General features: G+C 67.6%; 20 protein-coding genes. 9 read left to right on the top strand and 11 right to left on the bottom strand.

The genetic code is table 11. The features are described from left to right. Nucleotides 1–4: 4 nt before the first annotated feature. Together EKG36_RS07790 and EKG36_RS07795 are read right to left on the bottom strand one after the other, a co-directional pair. Complete coding sequence (locus EKG36_RS07790) at nt 5–649, bottom strand: DUF3306 domain-containing protein (RefSeq protein WP_126482774.1); 645 nt, start codon at nt 647–649, stop codon at nt 5–7. Then, on the bottom strand, nt 646–1074 hold the full coding sequence (locus EKG36_RS07795) for a DUF3305 domain-containing protein (protein ID WP_126482776.1): 429 nt from the start codon (nt 1072–1074) through the stop codon (nt 646–648). Before EKG36_RS07795 ends, EKG36_RS07790 begins: the two co-directional genes overlap by 4 nt. Before the next feature lie 91 nt (nt 1075–1165). Between EKG36_RS07795 and EKG36_RS07800 the strand changes: the two genes are divergently transcribed. Then, nucleotides 1166–2023 (top strand): formate dehydrogenase accessory sulfurtransferase FdhD, encoded by an 858-nt coding sequence (locus tag EKG36_RS07800; protein WP_126482778.1) that lies wholly within the window; start codon nt 1166–1168, stop codon nt 2021–2023. Nucleotides 2024–2032: 9 nt separating this feature from the next. On the opposite strand, the gene EKG36_RS07805 is transcribed toward EKG36_RS07800, so the two are convergent. Then, nucleotides 2033–2665, bottom strand: a complete 633-nt coding sequence (locus EKG36_RS07805) for a helix-turn-helix domain-containing protein (RefSeq protein WP_126482780.1) — start codon at nt 2663–2665, stop codon at nt 2033–2035. 160 nt (nt 2666–2825) lie between these two features. Continuing rightward, nucleotides 2826–3758: a histone deacetylase family protein gene (locus EKG36_RS07810; RefSeq protein ID WP_126482782.1), complete on the bottom strand. Its 933-nt coding sequence runs from the start codon at nt 3756–3758 to the stop codon at nt 2826–2828. Between the two features lie 106 nt (nt 3759–3864). Here EKG36_RS07810 and EKG36_RS07815 point away from each other — a divergent pair, with 106 nt between their 5' ends. Further along, nucleotides 3865–6612, top strand: a complete 2748-nt coding sequence (locus EKG36_RS07815) for a bifunctional acetate--CoA ligase family protein/GNAT family N-acetyltransferase (protein WP_126482784.1) — start codon at nt 3865–3867, stop codon at nt 6610–6612. Between the two features lie 166 nt (nt 6613–6778). Here the strand turns inward: EKG36_RS07815 and pdxH are convergent, their stop codons facing one another. From pdxH to EKG36_RS07830, 3 genes are all read right to left on the bottom strand, one after another. Next, the gene (gene pdxH / locus EKG36_RS07820; RefSeq protein WP_126482786.1) at nt 6779–7420 is read right to left on the bottom strand and encodes a pyridoxamine 5'-phosphate oxidase; all 642 of its coding nucleotides are present in this window, start codon (nt 7418–7420) and stop codon (nt 6779–6781) included. A gap of 93 nt (nt 7421–7513) precedes the next feature. Continuing rightward, nucleotides 7514–7861 carry a branched-chain amino acid transporter permease gene (locus EKG36_RS07825; RefSeq protein ID WP_126482788.1) on the bottom strand — a complete coding sequence of 116 codons (348 nt, stop codon included), beginning with the start codon at nt 7859–7861 and terminating at the stop codon, nt 7514–7516. Further along, the gene (locus EKG36_RS07830; protein ID WP_126482790.1) at nt 7858–8556 is read right to left on the bottom strand and encodes an AzlC family ABC transporter permease; all 699 of its coding nucleotides are present in this window, start codon (nt 8554–8556) and stop codon (nt 7858–7860) included. Before EKG36_RS07830 ends, EKG36_RS07825 begins: the two co-directional genes overlap by 4 nt. Before the next feature lie 243 nt (nt 8557–8799). Here EKG36_RS07830 and EKG36_RS07835 point away from each other — a divergent pair, with 243 nt between their 5' ends. Continuing rightward, nucleotides 8800–10080 (top strand): O-antigen ligase family protein, encoded by a 1281-nt coding sequence (locus EKG36_RS07835; RefSeq protein WP_126482792.1) that lies wholly within the window; start codon nt 8800–8802, stop codon nt 10078–10080. Nucleotides 10081–10124: 44 nt separating this feature from the next. Here EKG36_RS07835 and EKG36_RS07840 read toward each other — a convergent pair whose 3' ends face one another. From EKG36_RS07840 to EKG36_RS07855, 4 genes are read right to left on the bottom strand one after another with little or no spacing between them, the layout of a single operon-like run. Next, the gene (locus EKG36_RS07840; RefSeq protein ID WP_246007455.1) at nt 10125–12224 is read right to left on the bottom strand and encodes a YjbH domain-containing protein; all 2100 of its coding nucleotides are present in this window, start codon (nt 12222–12224) and stop codon (nt 10125–10127) included. Then, nucleotides 12221–13012 (bottom strand): capsule biosynthesis GfcC family protein, encoded by a 792-nt coding sequence (locus EKG36_RS07845; protein WP_185827511.1) that lies wholly within the window; start codon nt 13010–13012, stop codon nt 12221–12223. Before EKG36_RS07845 ends, EKG36_RS07840 begins: the two co-directional genes overlap by 4 nt. Before the next feature lie 25 nt (nt 13013–13037). Then, complete coding sequence (locus EKG36_RS07850) at nt 13038–13757, bottom strand: YjbF family lipoprotein (RefSeq protein WP_126482796.1); 720 nt, start codon at nt 13755–13757, stop codon at nt 13038–13040. Further along, a complete protein-coding gene (locus EKG36_RS07855; protein WP_126482798.1) occupies nt 13754–14119 on the bottom strand; it encodes a hypothetical protein in 366 nt (121 codons plus the stop codon). Before EKG36_RS07855 ends, EKG36_RS07850 begins: the two co-directional genes overlap by 4 nt. A gap of 747 nt (nt 14120–14866) precedes the next feature. Between EKG36_RS07855 and EKG36_RS07860 the strand changes: the two genes are divergently transcribed. The 6 genes from EKG36_RS07860 (at nt 14867) to EKG36_RS07885 (ending at nt 21654) form a co-directional block, all read left to right on the top strand. Beyond that, entirely contained in the window at nt 14867–15991 is a 1125-nt protein-coding gene (locus EKG36_RS07860; RefSeq protein ID WP_126482800.1) for a polysaccharide export protein, read from the top strand. Next, nucleotides 15988–16452, top strand: a complete 465-nt coding sequence (locus tag EKG36_RS07865; protein ID WP_126482802.1) for a low molecular weight protein-tyrosine-phosphatase — start codon at nt 15988–15990, stop codon at nt 16450–16452. The genes EKG36_RS07860 and EKG36_RS07865 overlap by 4 nt, the downstream gene beginning before the upstream one ends. Nucleotides 16453–16492: 40 nt before the next feature. After that, the gene (locus tag EKG36_RS07870; RefSeq protein ID WP_126482804.1) at nt 16493–18688 is read left to right on the top strand and encodes a polysaccharide biosynthesis tyrosine autokinase; all 2196 of its coding nucleotides are present in this window, start codon (nt 16493–16495) and stop codon (nt 18686–18688) included. A gap of 65 nt (nt 18689–18753) precedes the next feature. Next, nucleotides 18754–20070 (top strand): nucleotide sugar dehydrogenase, encoded by a 1317-nt coding sequence (locus tag EKG36_RS07875; RefSeq protein ID WP_126482806.1) that lies wholly within the window; start codon nt 18754–18756, stop codon nt 20068–20070. A gap of 43 nt (nt 20071–20113) precedes the next feature. Further along, a complete protein-coding gene (locus tag EKG36_RS07880) occupies nt 20114–21064 on the top strand; it encodes a Gfo/Idh/MocA family oxidoreductase (protein ID WP_126482808.1) in 951 nt (316 codons plus the stop codon). A gap of 8 nt (nt 21065–21072) precedes the next feature. Further along, nucleotides 21073–21654 carry an acyltransferase gene (locus tag EKG36_RS07885; protein WP_126482810.1) on the top strand — a complete coding sequence of 194 codons (582 nt, stop codon included), beginning with the start codon at nt 21073–21075 and terminating at the stop codon, nt 21652–21654. The last annotated feature ends 24 nt before the right edge of the window (nt 21655–21678 follow it).

The following is a 21678-nucleotide window of genomic DNA, read 5'->3' on the forward strand; positions in this document are numbered from 1 at the left end:
TCATTCATGAAGTCTTGGTGGCTTTTTCATTCCGCGCCAATGGTCCTTGGTCTAATGGGGCGGCGCCGGGGCCTGGCGATGGCGTGTGCGCTGCCTCGTTGGCGACGCGGCGGACGCTGTCGTCATCCTGCTTGGCGTTCTCTTCTGTTTCGGCCGGGGGCGGGGCCTGCCGGGCACCCTCGTCCCCGGGGGTATCGCCGGGGGAGGGGAGGGCGTCATCGGCGACCTCGGGAGGCTCGCCCACCGCTCCCTCGTCATGTGCGTCGCCAGGTTCGCCGAGCCAGCGGCGCAGGCGTTCCGCGGCCTGGCCCGCCAGCGGGGTCAGGGTCCGGCGGAAATCCTGGTCGTAGTCATCGAGGCCATCGCGGATGGCGTAATGGTCGGCGGCGAAGAGGCGCTTCAGGGCGCGGCGGCGCAGGCCGGCGCTGATGCCCGGGGCCATGAAGGCGGTGATATCGCTGCCCGGCGGCAGGCTGTCGGGGTCGGGCAGGTCCGCCTCGGCCGCTGCCGCCGGGGTGGCGACGGCGTCGGGGTCGGCGATGTCCTCGGCTGCCAGGCCCTCCCCATGCGCGGGGGGCGCCGCCGCATCGCCGACCTCGTCGCCGGTGATGCCCCGCTTGCGCCGGGACCAGCGTTGCCAATGGCTCATGGGGTGTGCTCCCGGGCGCGGCCGGCGCCCTTGCGCTTCTTCTTGCGTCCCTCGTCGGGGGCCTCGCCATGGCGGGCCATGTAGGCCTCGAGCCAGGCCTGGATCGCCAGGGGCATGGCGACCTCCAGCACGCGCTGCTCGCCGTCCAGCCAGGCCGCGGCGACCTCCTGGCTGGCGGAGATGGACGCCGGGCATGGTTCCCCGTCGGCGTCGCCGGCGTTGACGAACAGCCGCGGTGCGTCCGAGGTCAGGTTGAAGCGATAGGCGGCGCGCTCGGTGAGGGTGAGCTGCAGGTCCAGAGGGTGGGGGCCGCCATCACCGGACTGGAGGTCGGCGACCCGCCAGCGGGTTGCGGCGAAGCCCTTGCTGGTGACGCGGTCGGCCTGCAGGGAGACGCTGAGTCGTCGGGTAGTGCCGGAGGTCATGCCGTGACTCCTGAGGGTTCACCTTCAGTAAAGACACGACGGGCGGGGAATGCCATCATCGGCATCAACGCAATCGCTGGAGTCCGCCCGCATGCACGACATCAGCCTGAGCCGCGCCCGGTTGCCGGCCACGCTCGAGATCACCGTCGTCGACGAATTCGGCGAGCTGCGTCCCCAGGCGATCGCCGCGGAACGTGCCCTGACGGTGTACCTCAACAAGCGCGAGATCGTCACCCTGATGACCCTGGGGGCGGATCCCGAGGCCCTGGTGGTGGGCTACTTGCGCAACCAGGGCTTGCTGGGCCGCCTCGAGGATCTCCAGGCGGTGCAGGTGGACTGGGAGGTGGAGGCCGCCGCGGTGGTGACTCGCCACCTGCCCGAAGACCTGGAGGAGCGGCTCGGCCAGCGCACGGTGACCACCGGCTGCGGGCAGGGCACCGTCTTCGGGCGCCTGCTGGAGGCCACCTCCCTGTCGCCGTTGCCCCGCACCCGGCTGCGTCAGTCGGTGCTCTACGAGCTGCTGGAGAACCTCGGCGCCTACAACGAGACCTATCGCAGCGCGGGCGCGGTGCACGGCTGCGCCCTGTGTCGCCAGGCCACGGTACTGGATTTCGTCGAGGACGTGGGGCGGCACAATGCCGTGGATACCCTGGCGGGGCGCCAGTGGCTGGGCCGCGAGGAGGCTCCGGCGGCGCCGGACATCTTCTACACCACCGGCCGGCTGACCTCGGAGATGGTGCTCAAGGTGGCCCAGATGGGCATCGGCGTGCTGGTGTCACGCTCCGGCGTGACCCAGAAGGGGGTCGAGCTCGCCGGGCGTTTCGGGGTGCTGCTGGTGGCGCGGGCCAAGGGCCGTCACTTCCAGGCCATCGGCGGCGAGGGGCGCCTCGAGCTCGATGCCATGCCCGCGCGCCGCCCCGGCGACCGCCCGCGCACGGGGAAGCGGTGATCGTCGCCGCTACTGACCATCCCGGGGGGTGCAGACCGACAGCACCACTGCATCTTCCTCGCTCACCGACACCAGGGCGTGCCCCATGTCGCTGTCGAAGTAGATGCTGTCGCCCTTGACCAGGCGCAGCGGCTCGTAGAATTCGGAGAACAGCTGGATCTCCCCCTCGAGCACCATCAGGAACTCCTCGCCGTCGTGACGCACCCACTGGCAGAAGTCCTCGAAGCGTCGGGCCCGCACGATCGTCTTGAAGGGGATCATGCGCTTCTGGGCCAGCTCGCAGCTCAACAGCTCGTGCTCGTAGGTCGGCGTGGGGTGCTGCTGCCCCTCGCCCCGGCGGGTCAGGTCGCGACGCCCCATGGTGCGCGTCTTGGACTTGGGTTGGGAGAGCAGCTGCGGAAGGTCGATATCGAGTCCGCTGATCAGCTTCTGCACGGCACTGAAGGTCGGCGAGATCTGGTCGTTCTCGATCTTGGACAGGGTGGAACGCGCCAGGCCGGTGCGTTCGCTGACGTCGCCCAGGGTCCACTGGTTGGCCAGGCGGATCTCGCGAAGGCGTTCACCGAGGCGCTGGGGCTCGACGAAGGGTTTGCGCCCTGAGGCGATACGCAGGGCGGCGTCCTGATCGTTGGTGGCGGGCATGCGGCATTCACTATCGGAAACAGAGTTTCCCCACAGGATACCATATCCCCGCCCCCCGTCGGTCATGGAAGCGACGCCTGCCAGGGCGATGGCGACAGGCGTCATTGCGGCCGGGGTTGCCCCGCGACGTTTCCCGCCCCGGGGAAACCTGACGGGTCGGTCAGGCGAACGGCAGGCCGAGCAGCGCCTTGACGTGGGCCTCCGCGCCGCGGCCCAGGGCGGCCGGGTCGTAGCCCCCCTCGAGTACCGAGACCAGACGATTGTCGGCATAGAGGGCGGCGATCTCCATGGCCAAGTGGGTCACCCAGTGATAGTCCTCGTCCTCGAGGCACAGCTCGGCCAGCGGATCCTCCCGGTGCGCATCGAAGCCCGCCGAGACCAGCACGAGCTCGGGCTTGAAGGCGTGCAGGGCCGGCAGCCAGTCGTCCTCGATGGCCTGGCGGAAGGCCGGCCCGTCGGTGCCGGCGGCCAGCGGGGTGTTGATCACGTTCTGCGACTCGCTGCGCAGGTAGCGCCAGGGGTAGAAGGGGTACTGGAAGCTGGTGCAGACCAGCACCTCGGGATCGTCCTTGAAGATATCGATGGTACCGTTGCACTGATGCACATCGAAATCGAGGATCGCCACCCGGCGCACGCCGTAGCGGGCCCTGGCGTGAGCGGCGCCCACCGCCACGTTGTTGTAGAAGCAGAAGCCCATGGCGTCGGTGGCCTCGGCGTGATGGCCGGGCGGGCGCACGGCGCAGAAGACGTTGTCGGCCTGCTGGCGAAACACCAGGTCGACGCCGCGCACCACCGCGCCGGCGGCGAGCCGGGCCGCCAGCAGGGTATCGGGGTTCATCAGGGTATCGCCGTCCAGGGGCACGATGCCATGGTCGGGGAGGCACTTGTCCAGGGCGCGCAGATGGCGCAGGGGGTGGACCCGGGCAAGCTGCTCCTCGCTGGCTTCACGGGCATCCGACTGCATGGTCTGCTGGAGGGTGCCGCCGAGCATCAGCCGCGCGCGGATCGCCTCGAGGCGCAGCGGACTCTCCGGATGCTCGGGGCCCATATGGTGTCGCTGACAGTCGGGATGGGAGATGTAGGCCGTTATCATGCACGCGCTCCGGGTCGATTAAGATCACCTTATGCGTGGCAGGGCCTTGCAGGACAGTGTCAATAAGTCGTACACAGGGGACTGCCCGAACCCGATGGAGGACCCCATGAGCACCCGCTTCCTGCACCACTTCTTCGAGCCGCGCACCATCGCGGTGATCGGTGCCTCCGAGAAGCCCCATTCGATGGGCGGGCTGGTGATGCGCAACCTCCGCGAAGGCGGCTTTCCCGGCACGCTCTGGGCCGTGAACCCCAAGGGGTATGATCGGGTCTTCGGCGAACCCTGTGTCACGCGAGTCTCCCAGCTGCCGGAGGTGCCCGACCTGGCCGTGATCTGCTCCCCGGTGGAAACGGTCCCGCGACTGATCGACAGGCTGGGCCGGCTCGGTGTCCGCGCCGCCCTGGTGCTGTCCGGCGGCGCCCATCTGGACGACGAGCGTGGTGGCGAGGGCTCGATCCGCGGGCGGATGCTGGCGGCGGCCCGGGCGTCGGGTATCCGCGTGCTGGGCCCGGAATGCATGGGGCTGATCGTGCCGGGGCGCCGGCTCAACGCCTCCTATGCCAGCCAGCCCGTGAAGAAGGGTCGCGTGGCCTACCTGGGGCAGTCCGGCATGCTCGGCAACGCCATGATCGACTGGGCCGCCGGCCGCGGCATCGGCTTCTCGCACCTGCTCACGGTGGGCGATAGCGTTGATGTGCTGCTGCCCGACCTGATCGATTACATCAACCAGTTCGCGCCGACCCAGGCCATCCTGCTGCACCTCGAGCGCATCCTCGACGCCCAGCACTTCATGACCGCGCTACGCGATGCCTCGCGCCATCGGCTGGTCCTGGCCATCAAGAGCGGACGAACCGCCGAGTCGGACATCTCCGGGTTGCCGCCGACCCCGGGTATCGCCAACCGCGACCAGGTCTTCGATGCCGCCTTTGCCCGGGCCGGGGTGGTGCGGGTCGATGATTCCGATGAGCTCTTCGACGCCCTCGAGACCCTGTCGCGAATGAAACCGCTGCGCGGCGATCGCCTGGCGGTGGTCGCCAACGGCCTGGGGCCGGCCATGCTGGCCATCGACAAGCTGATCCGTGCCGGGGGCCGGCTGGCGGTCTTCACCGAGGAGACCCGTCGGGCGCTGCGCCGCGACGACGTGGATGTCAGCAAGCCCGGCGAGAACCCGGTGGACCTGGGAGGCAATGCCACGCCGGAACGCTTCGTCGAGGCGCTGGAGCTGGTCGCCGCCGATCCCGGCGTGGATGCGGTGCTGGTGGTCCATGCGCCGACCCGCCTGGCGCCCTCCAAGGCCACGGCCCAGGCGATCATCGCCGCCCGCAAGCGCTTTCGCCGTAACCTGCTGACCAGCTGGATGGGGCTCGAGGAGGCGCTATCGGCGCGCCACGAATGCAACCTCGCCGGCATTCCCACCTATATCTCGCCCGAGAAGGCGGTGAAGGCCTTCATGCACATGGTCGACTACCAGCGGGTTCAGGCGCTGCTCCAGGAGACCCCGCCGAGTCTGCCGTTCGCCACCACGCCGGAGATCCGCCGCCGCTGCCGGGCCCTGCTCGACGAGGTCCGCGCGCAGCAGCGGGAATGCCTGTTGCATTCCGAGACCGCCCGAGTGCTCGAGGCCTATGGCATCCCGGTGGCGCCGCGCCGCTATGTCGGCACGCCGGAGGAGGCCGCCGCCGCGGCCGAGTCCCTGCAGGGAGCCATGGCCTTGAAGGTGGTGCATGACGGCAACTGCCGGCCGTTCCGCTATCGTCAGCATCCCCACAAGATCTCCGCCGGCCTGCTCCAGGACCTGACCACCCCGGCCCAGGTGGCCGAGGGCGTCACGCGTCTGGGCGACAAGGTCGCGGAGAAGTTCCCCGAGTTTCACGTGCGGGAGTATTGCCTGCAGCCCATGCAGCGGGGCAAGCACTCCATGCAACTGTGTGCCGGCATCACCCGCGACCCGGTCTTCGGCCCGGTCATCGTGTTCGGGATCGGCGGCTACAAGGTCAATATCCTCGCCGATCGCCAGGTCGCCCTGCCACCGCTCAACATGAGTCTGGCGGCCGACCTGGTGAGCCACACCCATGCCGCGCGGCTGATCCGCGAGCATTCCAGCGACCCCGAGCGGGACCTCGAGCGGATCGGCAAGCTGCTGGTCACCCTGTCGCAGATGGCCAGTGACCTGACTGAGCTGCGCGGCCTGGAGCTCAACCCCCTGCTGCTCAATCGTGATGGCCTGTTGGCGCTGGACTTCGCCATGGACCTGGGGCGGCCCGCCCGCTTCGCGATCATGCCCTATCCCGAGGAACTGCGGGAGTGGGTGACCCTGAAGAATGGCTGGGACGTGGAAGTGCGTCCCATCCGTGCCGAGGACGCCCCCCTGATCACCCGCTTCCATACCCGGCTCTCCGAAGAGAGCATTCGCTTTCGCTACTTCCACAACAAGGCCGACCTGACGCAGCGAGACTTGTCGATGCTGTCGCACATCAACTATGACCGCCAGATGGCCTTCATCGCCGAACACCTGCTGGAGGATGGCAGCAAGGAAATGCTGGGGGTGGTGCGTGTCTGGAACGATGCGGACAACATCCGTACCGAGTTCTCGATCATCATTCGCGACGACCTCCAGGGGCTGGGGATCGGCAGTCTGCTGATGGAGAAGATGATTCGCTACTGCAAGAGCGTGGGTACCCTGGAGATGATCGGCAAGATCATGGTGGACAATCACCCGATGCGCTCGCTGATGAAGCATCTGGGCTTTACCCAGCGCTACAACATGGAAGAGCAGGTGATCGATGCCGTGCTGCGCCTGAACGAGCCGCAGAGCGACTGGCAGCGCCACCGGCTGGAGAGCCAGCCGGATTGATGGCAACCCATGGTGCATGACGGCGCTCGATGATCCCCCCCGGTGGTGGAAGTGCGTCGGGCGCGCACCTGGCTCGGCTGGCATCCGGCGGCGCCCAGGCTCGGCGCCACCGTCTCTCGTCACTCGCTGGATGCATCAGCGCCGGCTTGGCACGGGCTTGCGGGGCTCAAGGGGCCAGGCGGAAACGCTGCCAGTGGCCGTCGCGACGCTCGTAGCGGATGCGGTCGTGCAGGCGACTGGGCTGCCCCTGCCAGAACTCGATCATCTCCGGGACCAGCCGGTAGCCGCCCCAGTGGATGGGCCGGGGAATCTCCTGGCCCTCGTAGGCCTGCTCGAAACGCTGCTCGCGTTCCTCCAGCCAGGTCCGATTGGGGATGACCACGCTCTGGGTGGCGACCCAGGCGCCCAGCTGGCTGGCCCGCGGCCGGCTGGAGAAGTAGGCGTCGGACTCCTCTTCGCTGACCAGCTCCACGGCCCCCTCGACGCGTACCTGGCGGGACAGCGATGGCCACCAGAAGACCAGGGCGGCATGGGGCACGTTGGCCAGCTCGCTGCCCTTGTGGCTGTGATAGTTGGAATAGAAAACCAGGCCCCGCTCATCGGTCCCCTTGAGCAGCACCACCCGGGCATGGGGCAGTCCCTGACTGTCCACGGTGGCCAGCGTCATGGCATTGCCATCGTCCCCCTCGGCCTCCAGGGCCAGGGTCAGCCACTCGCTGAACAGGGGAACAGGCTGGTCGGGCATCTGGGACTCCTCCAGGCGCCCGCCTTCATAGTCGCGCCGGATGTCGGCGATATCACGTGTCATGGCGTTCTCCTCGAATTCACTCTCATGGTCGCCGCTTGGCGGATCGACCTCAACACCCGTTTCGGGTCGGTCAGGGGATATTGTCCGTTAAGCTTATGGCGTCCAGCCCAGCTGGACCATGGTCATGTAGGCGGCGGTGCCGCCGACGATCGACAACAGGGCATGGCGGCGCCAGAGATGCAGCGTGACCACCACCAGCGAGGCGACGATCATCGGCCAGCCATCGGCACCGGCATTGAGCTGACCCTCCGCCAGGGGGCGGAACTCGCGCAGGGCATAGATCACCAGGATGGCCATGACCGCCGGCGGCAGGTAGCGTCCCAGGTGCAGGGTCAGCGGGTGGTCCGTCTGCCGCGCCAGGGCGATAAAGGGCACCAGCCGGGTCGCGAAGGTGGCCAGCGCGCAGACCGCGATGAAGATCAGCAGCGACACAGAGGTCATGGACGGGACTCCCGCGGTGGCGTGCACCAGCGATAGTGGGCGAGCAGCAGCAAGCAAGCCGCACCGATGGCGCCCAGCAGTAGATGGCGCTCCGGCAACAGGAACAGGGCCGCGAGTCCGCTGACCAGGGCAATGACGAAGGGCAGCCCGCGTCGTAGTCGACGGGCCTGTTCGAGGGTCAGGACCAGGAACAGCGCGGTCAGGGCGAACTCGATGCCACGACTGTCGAACGTCAGGCTGGCGCCGGCCACGGCGCCGGCCAGGGAGCCCAGCACCCACCACGCCTGGTTCAGCAGGCTGATGCGCAGGGCCTGGTCATGGTCCTGGCGGGGAAGCGTGGCCTGGCTGGTCAGCAGGGAATAGGTCTCGTCGGTCAACGCGAAGATCAGGTAGGGCTTGCGCCAGCCGGCCCCGTCGAAGCGCTTGAGTAGCGAGAGGCCGTAGAAGAGATGGCGGGAGTTGAGCATCAGGGTCGCCACGGCGACCTCGGCCAGACCCGCCCCGGCCCCCAGCAGGGCCACGGCGAGGAACTGGCCGGCGCCGGCGTAGATGACCAGCGACATCAGCAGCGCCCCCCAGACGGGAACGCCGACCTCGATAGCCAGGATGCCGAAGGCCGCACCCAGGGGAAGATAACCGAACAAGACCGGCAGTGTCGTGACCAGGGCCTCATGCCAGGCCCGGCGATTCCCCATGGGGCTCCTCCCTGTCTCGCGTGGCCACCGGGTCGCTCCCCGTTGAACGTATCGTCTGTCGGCGGCTTGTCTGATGGTCCCGCCAGCTGATGAATCTCGAGCCGGTAGAATAACTTGTTGTTGCGGCGCGGTGCCAGCGAATGCCGAGCGCGCCGTGCCTGCCCCGGCGTGATCCTTTCGCGCCGGCTGTGGTCTCAGTCGCTGCGGGATCGAGAGACATGGTCCGGAAACGGGAGGAGCATCATGGAAGAGCGGGGCCTGTCGTCCCCCGGAACGCAGATCGCAGGGCTGCAGGGATATCATGGGCGGCGCACTGCGGTGGGCGTCGCGCTGGCGGGGTTCTGGATAGCGCTGCTGGCGGTCCCTCAAGGCTATTTCCTGGTGCCGCTGCTGCTGGCGGTGGGTGGCCTGTACTGCCGGAGGCCCTGGCAGGCGGCGATGGGCTGTGTCGCGCGCGACCGGCTGCTGGTGCTGGCCCTGGTGCTGCAGGGGGGCGTCTGGTTGGCGGCCGGCCTCTGGCATGGCGAGATCCGCCATGCCCTGGGGGGCGCCGCCGCCACCTGGATGGCGTTGCCACTGCTGGTCCTGCTGCGCCGGCTGCCGCCGTCGACGGCGTGGTTATGGGCCGGCATGGCGCTGGGGGGTGTCGGCGCCGGCGCCTGGGCGCTATGGCAGCGACTGGTGGACGGTGTGCTGCGTGCCCATGGTCATGAGCCCCTGCATGCCATCCTGTTCGGCAACCTGGCGCTGCTCACCGGCCTGAGTTGTCTGGCCGGGCTGGTGTGGGCCGGGTCCCGCGCCCGTCGTCACCTCTGGCTCCCCCTGCTGGCCGGCGGCGCGTTCAGTGGCATCCTGGCTTCCCTCCTGTCCGGCTCCCGGGGGGGCTGGATCGGCCTGCCGCTCGCCCTGCTGGTGATCTATCGCGCCCAGGGGCGCCGTCTGGCGGGACGCTGGCGCGTGATGGCGCTGGCCGGCCTCCTGGTGGTAGCGGCCGGCCTCTACGCCGTCCCCCAGACCGGCGTCCAGGCCCGGGTCGACCATGCCGTGTCGAGCCTGCACCGGTATCTCCAGGGGGACGAGGAAGTGACGTCGATCAGCGCGCGGCTCGACCTGTGGCGGGGGGGCCTGGCACTGATCGCCGAGCGACCCGGGCTGGGGTGGGGCAGCGAGGGGTATCGAGCCGGCAAGGCCGAGCTCATCGAGGAGGGCGAGCTGGCCCCCGAGCTGTCACGCTTCTGGCACGCCCACAACGACCTGCTCGATGCCTGGGTCAAGCGCGGCCTGCCCGGCCTGGTGGCCCTGCTGGTGCTGTACCTCACGCCACTGAGGCTGTTTGCCGGGGGGATTCGGGATGCCTGCCCACGCCAGCGCTCGCTGGCCATCGCCGGCACCTTGCTCCCCGTCGCCTTCATGGACTTCGGCCTGACCTACAGCTTCCTCGCCTATGCCGCAGGCTTGACGATCTATGCCACCTGGCTGGCCGCGCTATGGGCACTCTATCGCCCCCGCCCTGCCATGGCCTGATCTACCCGAGAGGGCCGACCGCGTCACGCGGTCGGCCGGGCGACTCAGGGCAGGGCCGCGTCGTAGTCCTCCCAGTAGCGCGCCATATCGCGCTCGCGGGTCAGGCCGTATAGCCCGAAACGCCGTCCCAGGCGGGCGCCGCCATCCCGCGTCAGCGGTTGCCAGGCGATATTGGCGCGCTGGCGCGTCGAGTTCACGAAGAAGGCATTGAGCGGCAGCGACACATAGATGCCCTTGTCGAAACTGCCTTCGCCGTAGTCGCTGCCGGCATCCGTGAAGGTGGCCCAGCCACCGAGCCGCACGCCCGAGGCGAATTCCCGCGACAGGTCGAAGGTCGCCCCCAGGTCGCCGGCCAGGTAGCGGCCCACGCTGACCTTGGCCAGGGTGTCCTCGATGCCGGTCTGCCAGTAGCCGCTCAGGTGCCCGGTCCAGGTGCTGTAGTCGCGAAGCCCGAATCCCTGATCGAAGGCACGCTGGCGTACCCAGTTGAGGTCCAGGCCGATGGCGAGGTCGCTGTCGAAGGGCCGGTACAGCACCTCGCCCCCCACTCCGGCGTACATGGTCTCGAGCACCCCACCATAACCCATCGCATACCAGTCGTCGGCCACTCGTGCCGTGTGGGTGTACTGCAGGTTGGTCAGGCCCAGCTCCGTTTCCGCCAGGTAGTCGCCGATATGGGTACGTACCCGAGGCAAGTCGGAGTCGGCGATATAGTCGTAGTTCTCCAGGTTGTCGGCCAGGCCATAGGCCACGCTGCCACTGACCCAGCCGTTCTCGCTGCTGCGATACTCCGCATCCAGGTTGGCCGAGATCCGATAGAGATAGCCATCCGGGCCACCGAAGTTCTGCTCGAGCATGGGCCCCAGGCTGTAGGACAGCCCGCGGGGATTGTTCTCGAACAGGACCTTGCCACGCGCCGGTGTCAGGGCACCGTGGGCATAGATGCCGTGGCGATGATCCACCCGATGGGCCGCCGAGCGCACGGCATCGGTCAACGCCTGGCGGTCATGCACGCTCTCCCTGAGGGGCATGCCGCGCTGCTGCCAGCGGAAACGGAAGGTCTCCACCTCGCGGCCCAGCCGATTGTGCAGCAGGCGGCCGGCGCGGAGCTCGCTCTCGGCGAGGGACGGGTAGCGAATCGGCTCGCCCTCGACGGTCACCTCGTCGCCGGCCTGGCGAAGCCGGTGCACCCGGATGCCGGCATTGTCCTTGAGGGCTCGATTCAAACCCTGCCAGTCGCCGTCGGGCTCCGTCGGGGGCGTGGTCAGGCGAGCCGGTCGCGGGTCGCGCTTGGCCTGCGACAGGGTCGCCAGGTTGGCGGCGAAGGAGACGCCCAGCATCGCGGTGTTGCCGCGCTCCCACCCCGCCTGCAGTTCGATATTGTCGGTCAGGCGAAGGCGGGCGCCGAAGTTGAAACGGCTGTCGTGGACCTGGTCGTTGCGCTGGGGTTCCTGCTGGTAGTCGTTGCCTTCGAACTCGAGTTGCAGCGCCAGGGGCTCCCAGGGGGTCTGATACTCGATGCCGCCGAACAGCGCCGTGGAGCCGCTGAACAGTCGCGAGACGCTCACCGAGCCGCCATCGCCTCCCGACTGGAAGCCGCCACGCGTCTCGAAGCGGTCGAACACCCGCCCGAGGGGATTGGCGAAATCCGACTGGTTGCCGAGGTAGCCCCAGCCCAGTCCCAGGGTGACATCCAGGTCGTGCCAGCGCTTGCTGGCCACCAGGTACTCGGCGCCGAACAGTCCCGTGCCCGCCAGGTCGCGGACCCCAACGGCCAGCTGGGGCCGAAAGCGGGTCTCCTCCAGCAGGCGCAGCTTGAAGTCGAGTCCCTTGTCGAGGTTGTTGCGGTCCTCGTCGGCGGCCAGGTACTGGCGGTTCTCGATCTCGACATAGCGGAAGCCGGCTTCCAGCCAGTTCGTGGGCTGAAAGAACAGGTTGTAGCGTCGGTAGGGCGCCGTCCGCGAGAGGGTCAGGGCGGCATGGCCGAGTGGCGGCATCCGGGCCGTGGGAATCTGCATCAGGCCGGTGTCGCCGAAATCGCTGCGCCCCGGCGTGGCCGCATGGCTCTTGGCCGGGGCGACCAGGCCGAGGACCAGCGCCAGCGAGAGCAGCGGCGGCGCCGGGCGGAAAAGAGTGTGCATCATGACGAACGGTCCCGCTGCGAGTCCGGGGGAGTGCGGCCGAGGGACGTACAGGGCTCCCCGGGCAGGCGGCTGGCAAGAAAACCGGGCAGGTGGCGGTTGATCCAGGCGGCGGCCGGCACGTCGTCGGTCAACTCGAGGACGATGCGGCTGCCCGGTACGAGCTCGGCATCCCGAGCGTTCCAGGCGGCGATGCCGAGGCGCCGGGGTGCCTGATGCGGCGAGACCAGCCAGGCCGCTTGTGCCGTGCCGACCCGCTCCGTCGGCAAGCGCGCCAGAAGATCGTGCAGGTGCATCCCCGTCGTCCAGGCAACGCGTGCGACGTCGTCTCGGCTCCAGATCTCAACCCAGTCGGGGGCTTGGCACACGCCGACAGTCTCGAGGGAGGCCAGGGCGGGGTCATGTCGGGGGCTCGCCAGCAAGGCCGCCAGGTCGGCGCGGCCCGGCGTGCGGCCGCCCCGGGCGAGCCCACCCTGGATGGCCTGCTGCCAGCTCCTGAGGCCGGCACGGCTGATGCCGGGGCGGCCGAGGGAGGCCTGGCCGAGCAGGGTGCTCAATTCCGCCTCCAGGCGTCGTCCCAGGCGCTGGTGTGCCGTGGCATCGGTCCTGAGCAGGTAATAGGGTCGGGTATCCGGGGCGGGGAGCGCCTCCTGCTCCAGCCACCAGTCGGAAAGGCGGGGCGCGGGTGTCATGGCCGGTGCCAGCGCCGGGCACAGGCCGAGGCTCGTCACCATGACCCAGCGCGCGGCGCGCCGGACTATCCCCTGGGAAAGAGGTCGCTTGTTGGGCATCGGGTAATCTCGTGTTGCAGCACGGTCAGGGGGCAGGCACCGGCGCATTCTCGCGGGGCCAGGGCCGTGCGACCTGCCAGGCCAGTCGCTGGCCGTCCGGCCAGAGGGCTACCTCGCCGGCCCAGAGCCGGCCGGTATCGGGCGCTCGCCACAGAACGTTGGTGCTGCGTGCGCCGCCTTGCCAGTGGAGCCGCTCGGTACAGCGCTCCAGCGGCTTGCTCATCAGGGGAAGCTCGACGGGGCGGGGGGCGTCGCACTCGAGGCGCGCCAGGGCCACATCCCGGTGTTCCCGGCCGTCGTCGTCACGCCAGTGGGCATGCAGGCGATAGCGCTCGGGGGCTGCCAGGGGCTCCTGCCAGCTGCCCAGCAGGCTCGCCTCGAAGCCGGCCGTGACCACCGGTCGCCCATCGCGCAGCTGGAGGGTGGCGAAGTCCGCCGCCTGCCAGAAGGTGTCACGTCCGTTCTTGCCGGCCTGGTAGGCCATCACCAGCAGGGCCTCGTTGCCCAGGGTGTCGACCGACAAGGAGGCGTAGGGCAGCGCCTCGGCACGGTCGGCGGGATCGGGGGCTCGCCAGGGGGCTACCAGGGTGGCCCCCATGGCGGTGAAGCCTCCCCCGCTCGTGCATCCGGCCAGCAGGGTGCCCGTCAGCAGTGCCGTCAGCAGGCGACAACGCAGTAGGACCGCCTTGCGGCGGCCCTGGCTCTCCTTCGGTGTCGTCGTGGCGTGATGTCGCCGAAGCGTCAATTCGGCTTGCCTCGTCCGGTGCCCGTGGTCCCGGAGCCGGTGCCGGTGCCGGGCCCCGTGCCGTTGGCCCCGGTCACCACCCCGACGCCCACGGCGCCGTTGTCAATCGCGTTGCCGATGGCGCTACCGGAATTGCCCGGTGCCTCGCCGCCGGCGCCGCCTCCTGTCGCCACGCCGCCATTGGCAACGGCGTTACCGACGGTGGACGTGTTGGCGTTGCCCGTCGTGATGGTGGCGTTGGCATTGGCCGATGCGCCGGCCTGGCCCTGGGCACTCTGCTGCGCCAGCGCCAGCGGCGAGAGGGTCATGGTCAGCGCGGCCATGATGGCGGCCGGTCGCACCACTGTGCTGAAAAGTTTCATCGTCTTGCTACTCCTGTGTGCCTGAAGGCTCCGTTTGCTGCGCCGCCAGGCAGCCGCGGCCTGCGTCCTGCCTGGCCCACACCCTCACTGGCGACGACCTCTCGCCGCATTCTCGCGCATTGCCGAAGGCAAAAAATCACGGGAATCAATGAGGGGATATACGTCTTACAGAAAGGTAAGAAACCACTAAAGAAAATCTTTTTGTTTTATCTTTAAGAAATGTAAAGAACAGTAATGAAATGAAAAAACGCGGAATCAGGGGTGACATCAAGCGATAAATGATTATGCTCTCAAGCTGTTGTAACCGCCGGGCCTACGGATAGGCTTTGCGGCATCTCATCTCGAAGTCACAGAAGAAATACTGATCATAGCCATAGGGAGTGGCGGTCAATGTGTTGCCAAAAAGCAACAGCCTGGAAGAAAGCTTCTCGCGAAGTGCAACTTTAAGGTATTGATACAAATGGATAAAACCTTTCATTTGTCCTGTGCTTATATACAGGATAAAGGGAGGTGTTGCGCACGAAAGCTTGGGATAATGTGTAGCAAATCGGCGACATCTTATATTTCGATTGTCGATTCTATGCTTTGTTAGTCTCCCAATTATTGCGTGCGAATCGTGTGGATTGGTGTGTCTGTTGTGGGTATATGACCCATATTTGATGTCTCTTTTTCGCGATATTTCGTGCTGCTATTGGGCGGTTTGCCTGATGCAGTAGAGGGGGTCAGCATGGTCGAGAGAGTGAGATAATGACGATAGCGAACGGGTGGCGCCCGATCCGGGCGGCACTACCAGTCATCGGCTGGATGCTGCTGCAGGGGTGTGCCTTCGCCCCGGGCGGGCACATCGACTACGACACCGCCACGGCGCCCATCGATGAGCTGGTGGATATCGAGCCCATCACGTTCGGGCTGGTCCGGACGCAGCACCAGACGGTCGATACCCCGATTGCCGCCGACGCGGCGACGCCCCCCGCCAAGGAGTACCAGTACCGGATCGGCAAGGGGGATGTGCTCAGCATCATCGTCTACGACCATCCCGAGCTGACCATTCCCGCCGGCAGCGAGCGCAGCGCCGCCGAATCCGGCAATACGGTGCACAACGACGGCACCATCTTCTATCCGTATGTCGGCCAGATATCGGTGCTGGGTCAGACCGTCGGCGAAGTCCGCGCGCGCATTGCCCAGGCCCTGGAACCCTATGTCGCCATGCCCCAGGTCGAGGTGCAGGTGGCCGAGTTCAACTCCCAGAAAGTCAACGTTACCGGTCAGGTCGCGACCCCGGGCTCCCTGCCGATCACCAATGTTCCGCTGACCGTCCTGGATGCCATCAACGCCGCCGGGGGACCCAGCGAGCTGGCCAACTGGCACCGTGTCGTGCTGACCCGTGACGGCGAGGAGATCGACCTGTCGCTCCACGCCATGCTCAACGAGGGGCGGCTGGACAACAACCTGCGGCTGCGTGATGGCGACGTGCTGCATGTGCGTGACCTGGCGGGCCAGAAGGTCTACGTGATGGGCGAGGTCGGTGAGCCGGGCAGCCTGCCGATGGGGCGAAGCCGCCTGACCCTTGCCGACGCCCTGTCGGAGGCGGGGGGCATTGACGAGAGCAGCGCCGATGCCTCCGGCATCTTCGTGATCCGGCGTCGTCCTCCCCAGAGCGACAAGCTGGCGACCGTCTACCAGCTGGATGCCCGCAATGCCGCGGCCATGGTGCTCGGTACCGAGTTCCGGCTGGCACCCAGCGACATCGTCTACGTCACCACGACGCCACTGGGGCGCTGGAACCGGGTGATCCAGCAGCTGCTGCCGACCGTCAGCAGCCTCTACCAGAGCACGCGCATGACCGGCGAGCTCGAGGACCTGGCGCGATGACATCGACCGGCACCTTTCAGCAGCTACTGGTGGTCTGTACCGGCAACATCTGCCGCAGCCCGGTGGGCGAGGCCCTGTTGCGCCGGGCGTTGCCCCATTGCCGGGTGGCATCCGCCGGCCTCGGGGCCCTGGTCGGAGAGGGGATGGAGCCCCGGGCGCGCCGGCTCGCCGAGGCCGATGGGCTGGATGTCGGCGGGCATGTCGCTCGCCAGCTCGACGCCAGCATGGTGCGGGCGGCGGACCTGGTCCTGGTGATGAGCGAGAGCCAGCGTCTCGCCATCGCCGAACGCTATCCCTTCGCCACGGGCAAGGTCATGCGCTTCGGCCACTGGCTGGCACCGGGCGGGGTGGACGTGTCCGACCCCTACCGGGGCAGCGACGAACTCTTCGCGGCGGTCCATGCCCGCCTTGTCGTGGCCGCCGATGGCTGGGGCCGTCGCCTGGCTCCCGCAGCCCCTTGATCACAAGGCCGCGTCTCTACTCGATCAGCAGGATTTCTCAATGGTGAAACAGATGAGCAATGGTGGGCGATCCGGACAGGATGACATCGATATCGCCCGCCTGGCCGGGGCGTTGCTGGACCACAAGTGGTGGATCGCGCTGGTCACCCTGGCCTTCGCCGTGGTCGCGGTGATCCATGTCCAGCTCGCCACCCCCATCTATCGTGCCGATGCGCTGGTTCAGGTGGAGGGGAACCCCGGGCTCAGCAACCCCTTGTCCGAGGTCCGCTCGATGCTCGACCAGCAACCCAAGGCCGAGGCGCAGCTCGAGATTCTTCGCTCGCGCATGGTACTCGGGCAGGCGGTCGACCGCGAGCAGCTCGATGTTGTGGTCACCCCGGCGCGTCTGCCGCTGGTGGGGGAGTTCCTGGTCCGGCGCGGCGTGGCGCGTCCCGGTTTTGCCGACCACAGCGTCTGGGCCGGCGAGTTCCTCAACGTGGGCAAGCTGCGGGTGGACCAGGGCTGGCTCGGTCGCCCGCTGCGCCTGGTCACCGGGACCGGAGGGGGATACCGCCTCTACCACGAGGATCGCCTGCTGGGCGAGGGGCGTGTCGGCGAGGACGAGCAGTTCGCCAAGGGCCAGATCGACCTGCGGGTCGCGGAGCTCGAGGCCGGGGAGGGCGCCGAGTTCACCCTGGTCCGGCGGTCCCGGCTTGCCGCCATCAACGGCTTGAGCGCCCGTTTCAGCGTGGCCCAGCGGGGGCGTGACAGCGGGGTGTTCCGCCTGGCGCTGCGCGACTCCCGGGCGGATCGCGCCGAGCGCACCCTGAGCGCCATCGCCGAGATCTACCTGACCCAGAATATCCGCCGGCAAAGCGCCGAGGCCGAGAAGAGTCTCGAGTTCCTGCGCGAGCAGTTGCCCCAGGTGCGAGAGGAGCTGGTGCAGGCCGAGAATGCCCTCAACCGCTACCGCACCCAGCGCGACAGCGTCGATCTCTCCATGGAAACGCGCTCGGTGCTCGATCGCCTGGTACAGCTCGAGTCCCGGATCAAGGAGATGGAGCTCGAGGAGGCCGAACTGTCTCATCGCTTCAACGACGCTCATCCCACCTACGCGGCCATGCTCGACAAGAAGCAGAACCTGCAGCGCGAGCGCGAGCGACTCAATGACAAGATTTCCGACATGCCCGAGACCCAGCAGCATGTGCTGCGCCTGTCCCGGGACGTGGAGGTGACCCAGGAGGTCTATGTCCAGCTCCGCAACAAGATCCAGGAAATGAACATCACCAAGGCCAGCACGGTTGGCAATGTGCGCATCCTCGATGACGCCGTGGTTCAGCCGGTCCCCGTGGCGCCCCGCAAGCCGGTGACCGTGGTGTTCATGACCCTGGTCGGCGGCTTCCTGGCCGTGGGCGTCGTGCTGGTGCGCAGCATCTTCAGTCGCGCAGTGGAAAGTGCCGAGCAGATCGAGGAGCTGGGACTGCCGGTCTATGCCACGGTGCCGCTGTCCGATGAGCAGCAGAAGCTGGTGCGGCGCTTCAAGCATCGCCACCACAAGCGCGGCCGCGCCGTGACCAGCGGCGTGCTGGCGAGGCGCGAAGCCGACGATACCGCGATCGAGGCCCTGCGCGGCCTGCGCACCAGCCTCCACTTCGCGATGCTCGAGAGCCAGGACAACCGGCTGATGATCACCGGCCCGAGCCCCGGGGTCGGCAAGAGCTTCGTCACCATCAACCTCGGCGCGGTCTGTGCCCAGGGGGGGCAGCGCGTGCTGGTCATCGACGCCGACATGCGCAAGGGGCACCTGCATACGGCCTTCGGCGTGTCGAGCGAAGGCGGTCTGTCGGAGCTGCTGTCCGGCAAGTGCCCCCTCGCCGAGGCGATCCGCCCGTCGTCCGTGGAGGGCCTGAGCTTCATCACCCGCGGCAAGGCACCACCCAACCCGGCCGAGCTGCTGATGGGTGATCGCTTCACGGCGCTGCTGGACGACCTCGGCGAGCGCTTCGACCTGGTCATCATCGACACGCCGCCGGTGCTGGCGGTGACCGACGCCGCCGTGGTCGGCAAGCAGAGCGGGACCACCCTGATGGTGGCGCGCTATGGCCTGAATCCGGCCAAGGAGATCCGGGTCGCCCTCGGCCGGCTGGAGAGCAGCGGTGTCCCGGTCAAGGGCGCGATCCTCAATGCCGTCGAGGCCAAGGCCGCGACCAGCTTCGGCTACGGCTACTACCACTATGCCTACAAGGCTGGTGGTTGATCCCTGGCGGTCCCCGCGCGGCCGGGGCCTTTCATAACCCTTCTGTCTGAAAACATGGATGCGTCATGACCAACTTGAAAGATCGTCTGGTGGAGCGGCTGGAATGCAAGGAAGCCGTGATCGGGATCGTCGGGCTCGGCTATGTCGGCCTGCCGCTGATGCTGCGCTACAGCGATATCGGGTTTCGCGTACTCGGCATCGACATCGACCCCGGCAAGGTGGCGCGGCTCAATGCCGGGGAAAGCTATATCGAGCACATCCCCGCCGAGCGGGTCGCCGCGGCGCGGGATGGCGGTTTCGAGGCCACCAGTGACTTCGCCCGCGTCGCCGAGGCCGATGCAGTGATCCTGTGCGTGCCGACCCCGCTCAACAAGTACCGTGAGCCGGACATGAGCTACGTGATCAACACGGTCGAGGCGCTCACCCCCCATCTGCGCGAGGCCCAGGTGGTCTCCCTCGAGAGCACCACCTATCCGGGCACCACCGAGGAGGAGCTGCTGCCGCGCATGGAGGGCCAGGGCCTGACCGTCGGCGAGCAGCTCTTCCTGGTCTACTCCCCGGAGCGCGAGGATCCCGGCAACCGCGATTTCGAGACCCGCACCATTCCCAAGGTGGTGGGCGGCCATACGCCGGCCTGCAGCGAGGTGGGCCTGGCGCTCTATCGCCCGGCGATCGACCGTGTGGTCCCGCTCAGCTCCACCCGGGCGGCGGAGATGACCAAGCTGCTCGAGAACATCCACCGGGCGGTGAACATCGGCCTGGTCAACGAGATGAAGGTGGTGGCCGATCGCATGGGCATCGACATCTTCGAGGTGGTGGATGCCGCGGCGACCAAGCCGTTCGGCTTCACCCCCTACTACCCGGGTCCCGGCCTGGGCGGGCACTGCATTCCCATCGATCCCTTCTACCTGACCTGGAAGGCCCGCGAGTACGGCCTGCACACCCGCTTCATCGAGCTGTCCGGCGAGATCAACCAGGGCATGCCCGAGTACGTGGTCGGCAAGTTGATGGAGGCCCTCAACCAGCAGGGCAAGGCGCTCAAGGGGAGCCGCGTGCTGGTCCTCGGCATCGCCTACAAGAAGAACGTGGACGACATGCGCGAGTCGCCGTCCGTGCACATCATGGAGCGCCTCCGCGACCGCGGCGCCGACCTGGCCTACAGCGATCCCCATGTCCCGGCCTTTCCCGCCATGCGCGAGCACCATTTCGACCTGGAGAGCGTGCCGCTGAGCCCGGCGTCGCTGGACGAATACGACGCCGTGGTGCTGGCCACCGACCATGATCGCTTCGACTACGACATGATCCTCGCCCATGCCCGGCTGATCGTCGACACCCGCGGCATCTACCGTGGCACCCCCGCCGACACCGTGATCAAGGCCTGAGGCCGACCGGGCCTCCCACAAGAAACGACAGAGGGAAAACGCCATGAAGTACTTCGGACTGATCGGCGCCGCCGGCTACATCGCCCCGCGGCACATGAAGGCCATCAAGGAGACCGGCAACCGCCTGGCGGCCGCCTACGACATCAACGACTCGGTCGGCATCATCGACTCCATCTCGCCGGACAGCGAGTTCTTCACCGACTTCGAGCGTTTCCTGGAACATGCGCACCGCTGCCGCCGCGATCCCTATACCGCACTGGACTACATCGCCGTCTGCTCGCCGAACCATCTGCACCATGCCCATATCGCCGCCGGCCTGCGCCTGGGCAGCGATGTGATCTGCGAGAAGCCGCTGGTGCCCACCCCGGCGCTGCTGGACGAGTTGCAACGGGTGGAGGAGGAGACCGGGCGGCAGGTCTACAACATCCTCCAGCTGCGTCACCACCCGGCGATCCTCGCGCTCAAGGAACAGGTGGCCACGACCCCGCGCAGCGACAAGCACGAGGTCGAGCTGACCTATATCACCTCCCGCGGCCAGTGGTACCAGGAGAGCTGGAAGGGGGATCCGCGCAAGTCCTTCGGCGTCGCGACCAATATCGGTGTGCACTTCTTCGACATGCTGCACTTCGTATTCGGCAAGCTGGAGCGCAATGTCCTCCACCACGTCGATGACCAGAAGGCCGCCGGCTACCTGGAGTACGAGCGGGCGCGGGTTCGCTGGTTCCTGTCCATCGATGCCGAGGACCTGCCGAGCAGCGTCAAGGGCCAGCAGCCCACCTATCGCTCGATTCTCTGCGAAGGCCAGGAGATCGAGTTCTCCGGTGGTTTCACCGACCTGCATACCGTGAGCTACCAGGAGATCCTCGCCGGGCGTGGCTACGGCATCGAGGACGCGCGCCACTGTATCGAAACGGTCGATCACCTGCGCCGTGCCCGTCCCCAGCCGCCGGCCCATGGTGAAGGACATCCCTGCCTGAAACGCTTCGCCCAGTGAGGTCGCCCATGAGCACTTGCATTCATCCCAGTGCCATCGTCGACGAGGGCGCCGTGCTCGGCGAGGGCACGAAGGTCTGGCATTTCGTGCACGTCTGCGGCGGGGCCCGTATCGGTCGCCAGGTGTCCCTCGGCCAGAACGTCTTCGTCGGCAATCGCACGGTGATCGGTGATCACTGCAAGGTCCAGAACAATGTCTCCGTCTACGACAACGTGACCCTCGAGACGGGCGTGTTCTGCGGTCCCAGCATGGTCTTCACCAACGTCATGAACCCCCGGGCGCGGGTCGAACGCAAGGACGAGTTCCGCGACACGCGGGTGCGGGAGGGCGCCACCCTGGGCGCCAACTGCACGGTCGTCTGCGGCGTCACCATCGGTCGTTATGCCTTCGTCGGCGCCGGCGCGGTGATCAACCGGGACGTGCCGGATTTCGCCCTGATGGTCGGCGTGCCGGCTCGCCAGCTGGGCTGGATGAGTCGGCACGGCGAGCGCCTCGACCTGCCGCTGACGGGGGAGGGCGAGGTCCGCTGCCCGCATACCGGCGACCGCTATCGGCTGCAGGGCAACACCCTGGCCTGTGATCCGGCCTGAGTCTCGAACCACCAGGAAGACGAT

The sequence above is a fragment of the Halomonas nitroreducens genome, from assembly GCF_003966155.1.
GTDB classification, from domain to species: domain Bacteria; phylum Pseudomonadota; class Gammaproteobacteria; order Pseudomonadales; family Halomonadaceae; genus Halomonas; species Halomonas nitroreducens.

Coding starts and splice junctions, on each gene's coding strand:
- EKG36_RS07790 (WP_126482774.1), bottom strand. CDS start 649: ATGAGCCATTGGCAACGCTGGTCCCGGCGCAAGCGGGGCATCACCGGC.
- EKG36_RS07795 (WP_126482776.1), bottom strand. CDS start 1,074: ATGACCTCCGGCACTACCCGACGACTCAGCGTCTCCCTGCAGGCCGAC.
- EKG36_RS07800 (WP_126482778.1), top strand. CDS start 1,166: ATGCACGACATCAGCCTGAGCCGCGCCCGGTTGCCGGCCACGCTCGAG.
- EKG36_RS07805 (WP_126482780.1), bottom strand. CDS start 2,665: ATGCCCGCCACCAACGATCAGGACGCCGCCCTGCGTATCGCCTCAGGG.
- EKG36_RS07810 (WP_126482782.1), bottom strand. CDS start 3,758: ATGATAACGGCCTACATCTCCCATCCCGACTGTCAGCGACACCATATG.
- EKG36_RS07815 (WP_126482784.1), top strand. CDS start 3,865: ATGAGCACCCGCTTCCTGCACCACTTCTTCGAGCCGCGCACCATCGCG.
- pdxH (WP_126482786.1), bottom strand. CDS start 7,420: ATGACACGTGATATCGCCGACATCCGGCGCGACTATGAAGGCGGGCGC.
- EKG36_RS07825 (WP_126482788.1), bottom strand. CDS start 7,861: ATGACCTCTGTGTCGCTGCTGATCTTCATCGCGGTCTGCGCGCTGGCC.
- EKG36_RS07830 (WP_126482790.1), bottom strand. CDS start 8,556: ATGGGGAATCGCCGGGCCTGGCATGAGGCCCTGGTCACGACACTGCCG.
- EKG36_RS07835 (WP_126482792.1), top strand. CDS start 8,800: ATGGAAGAGCGGGGCCTGTCGTCCCCCGGAACGCAGATCGCAGGGCTG.
- EKG36_RS07840 (WP_246007455.1), bottom strand. CDS start 12,224: ATGATGCACACTCTTTTCCGCCCGGCGCCGCCGCTGCTCTCGCTGGCG.
- EKG36_RS07845 (WP_185827511.1), bottom strand. CDS start 13,012: ATGCCCAACAAGCGACCTCTTTCCCAGGGGATAGTCCGGCGCGCCGCG.
- EKG36_RS07855 (WP_126482798.1), bottom strand. CDS start 14,119: ATGAAACTTTTCAGCACAGTGGTGCGACCGGCCGCCATCATGGCCGCG.
- EKG36_RS07860 (WP_126482800.1), top strand. CDS start 14,867: ATGACGATAGCGAACGGGTGGCGCCCGATCCGGGCGGCACTACCAGTC.
- EKG36_RS07865 (WP_126482802.1), top strand. CDS start 15,988: ATGACATCGACCGGCACCTTTCAGCAGCTACTGGTGGTCTGTACCGGC.
- EKG36_RS07870 (WP_126482804.1), top strand. CDS start 16,493: ATGGTGAAACAGATGAGCAATGGTGGGCGATCCGGACAGGATGACATC.
- EKG36_RS07875 (WP_126482806.1), top strand. CDS start 18,754: ATGACCAACTTGAAAGATCGTCTGGTGGAGCGGCTGGAATGCAAGGAA.
- EKG36_RS07880 (WP_126482808.1), top strand. CDS start 20,114: ATGAAGTACTTCGGACTGATCGGCGCCGCCGGCTACATCGCCCCGCGG.
- EKG36_RS07885 (WP_126482810.1), top strand. CDS start 21,073: ATGAGCACTTGCATTCATCCCAGTGCCATCGTCGACGAGGGCGCCGTG.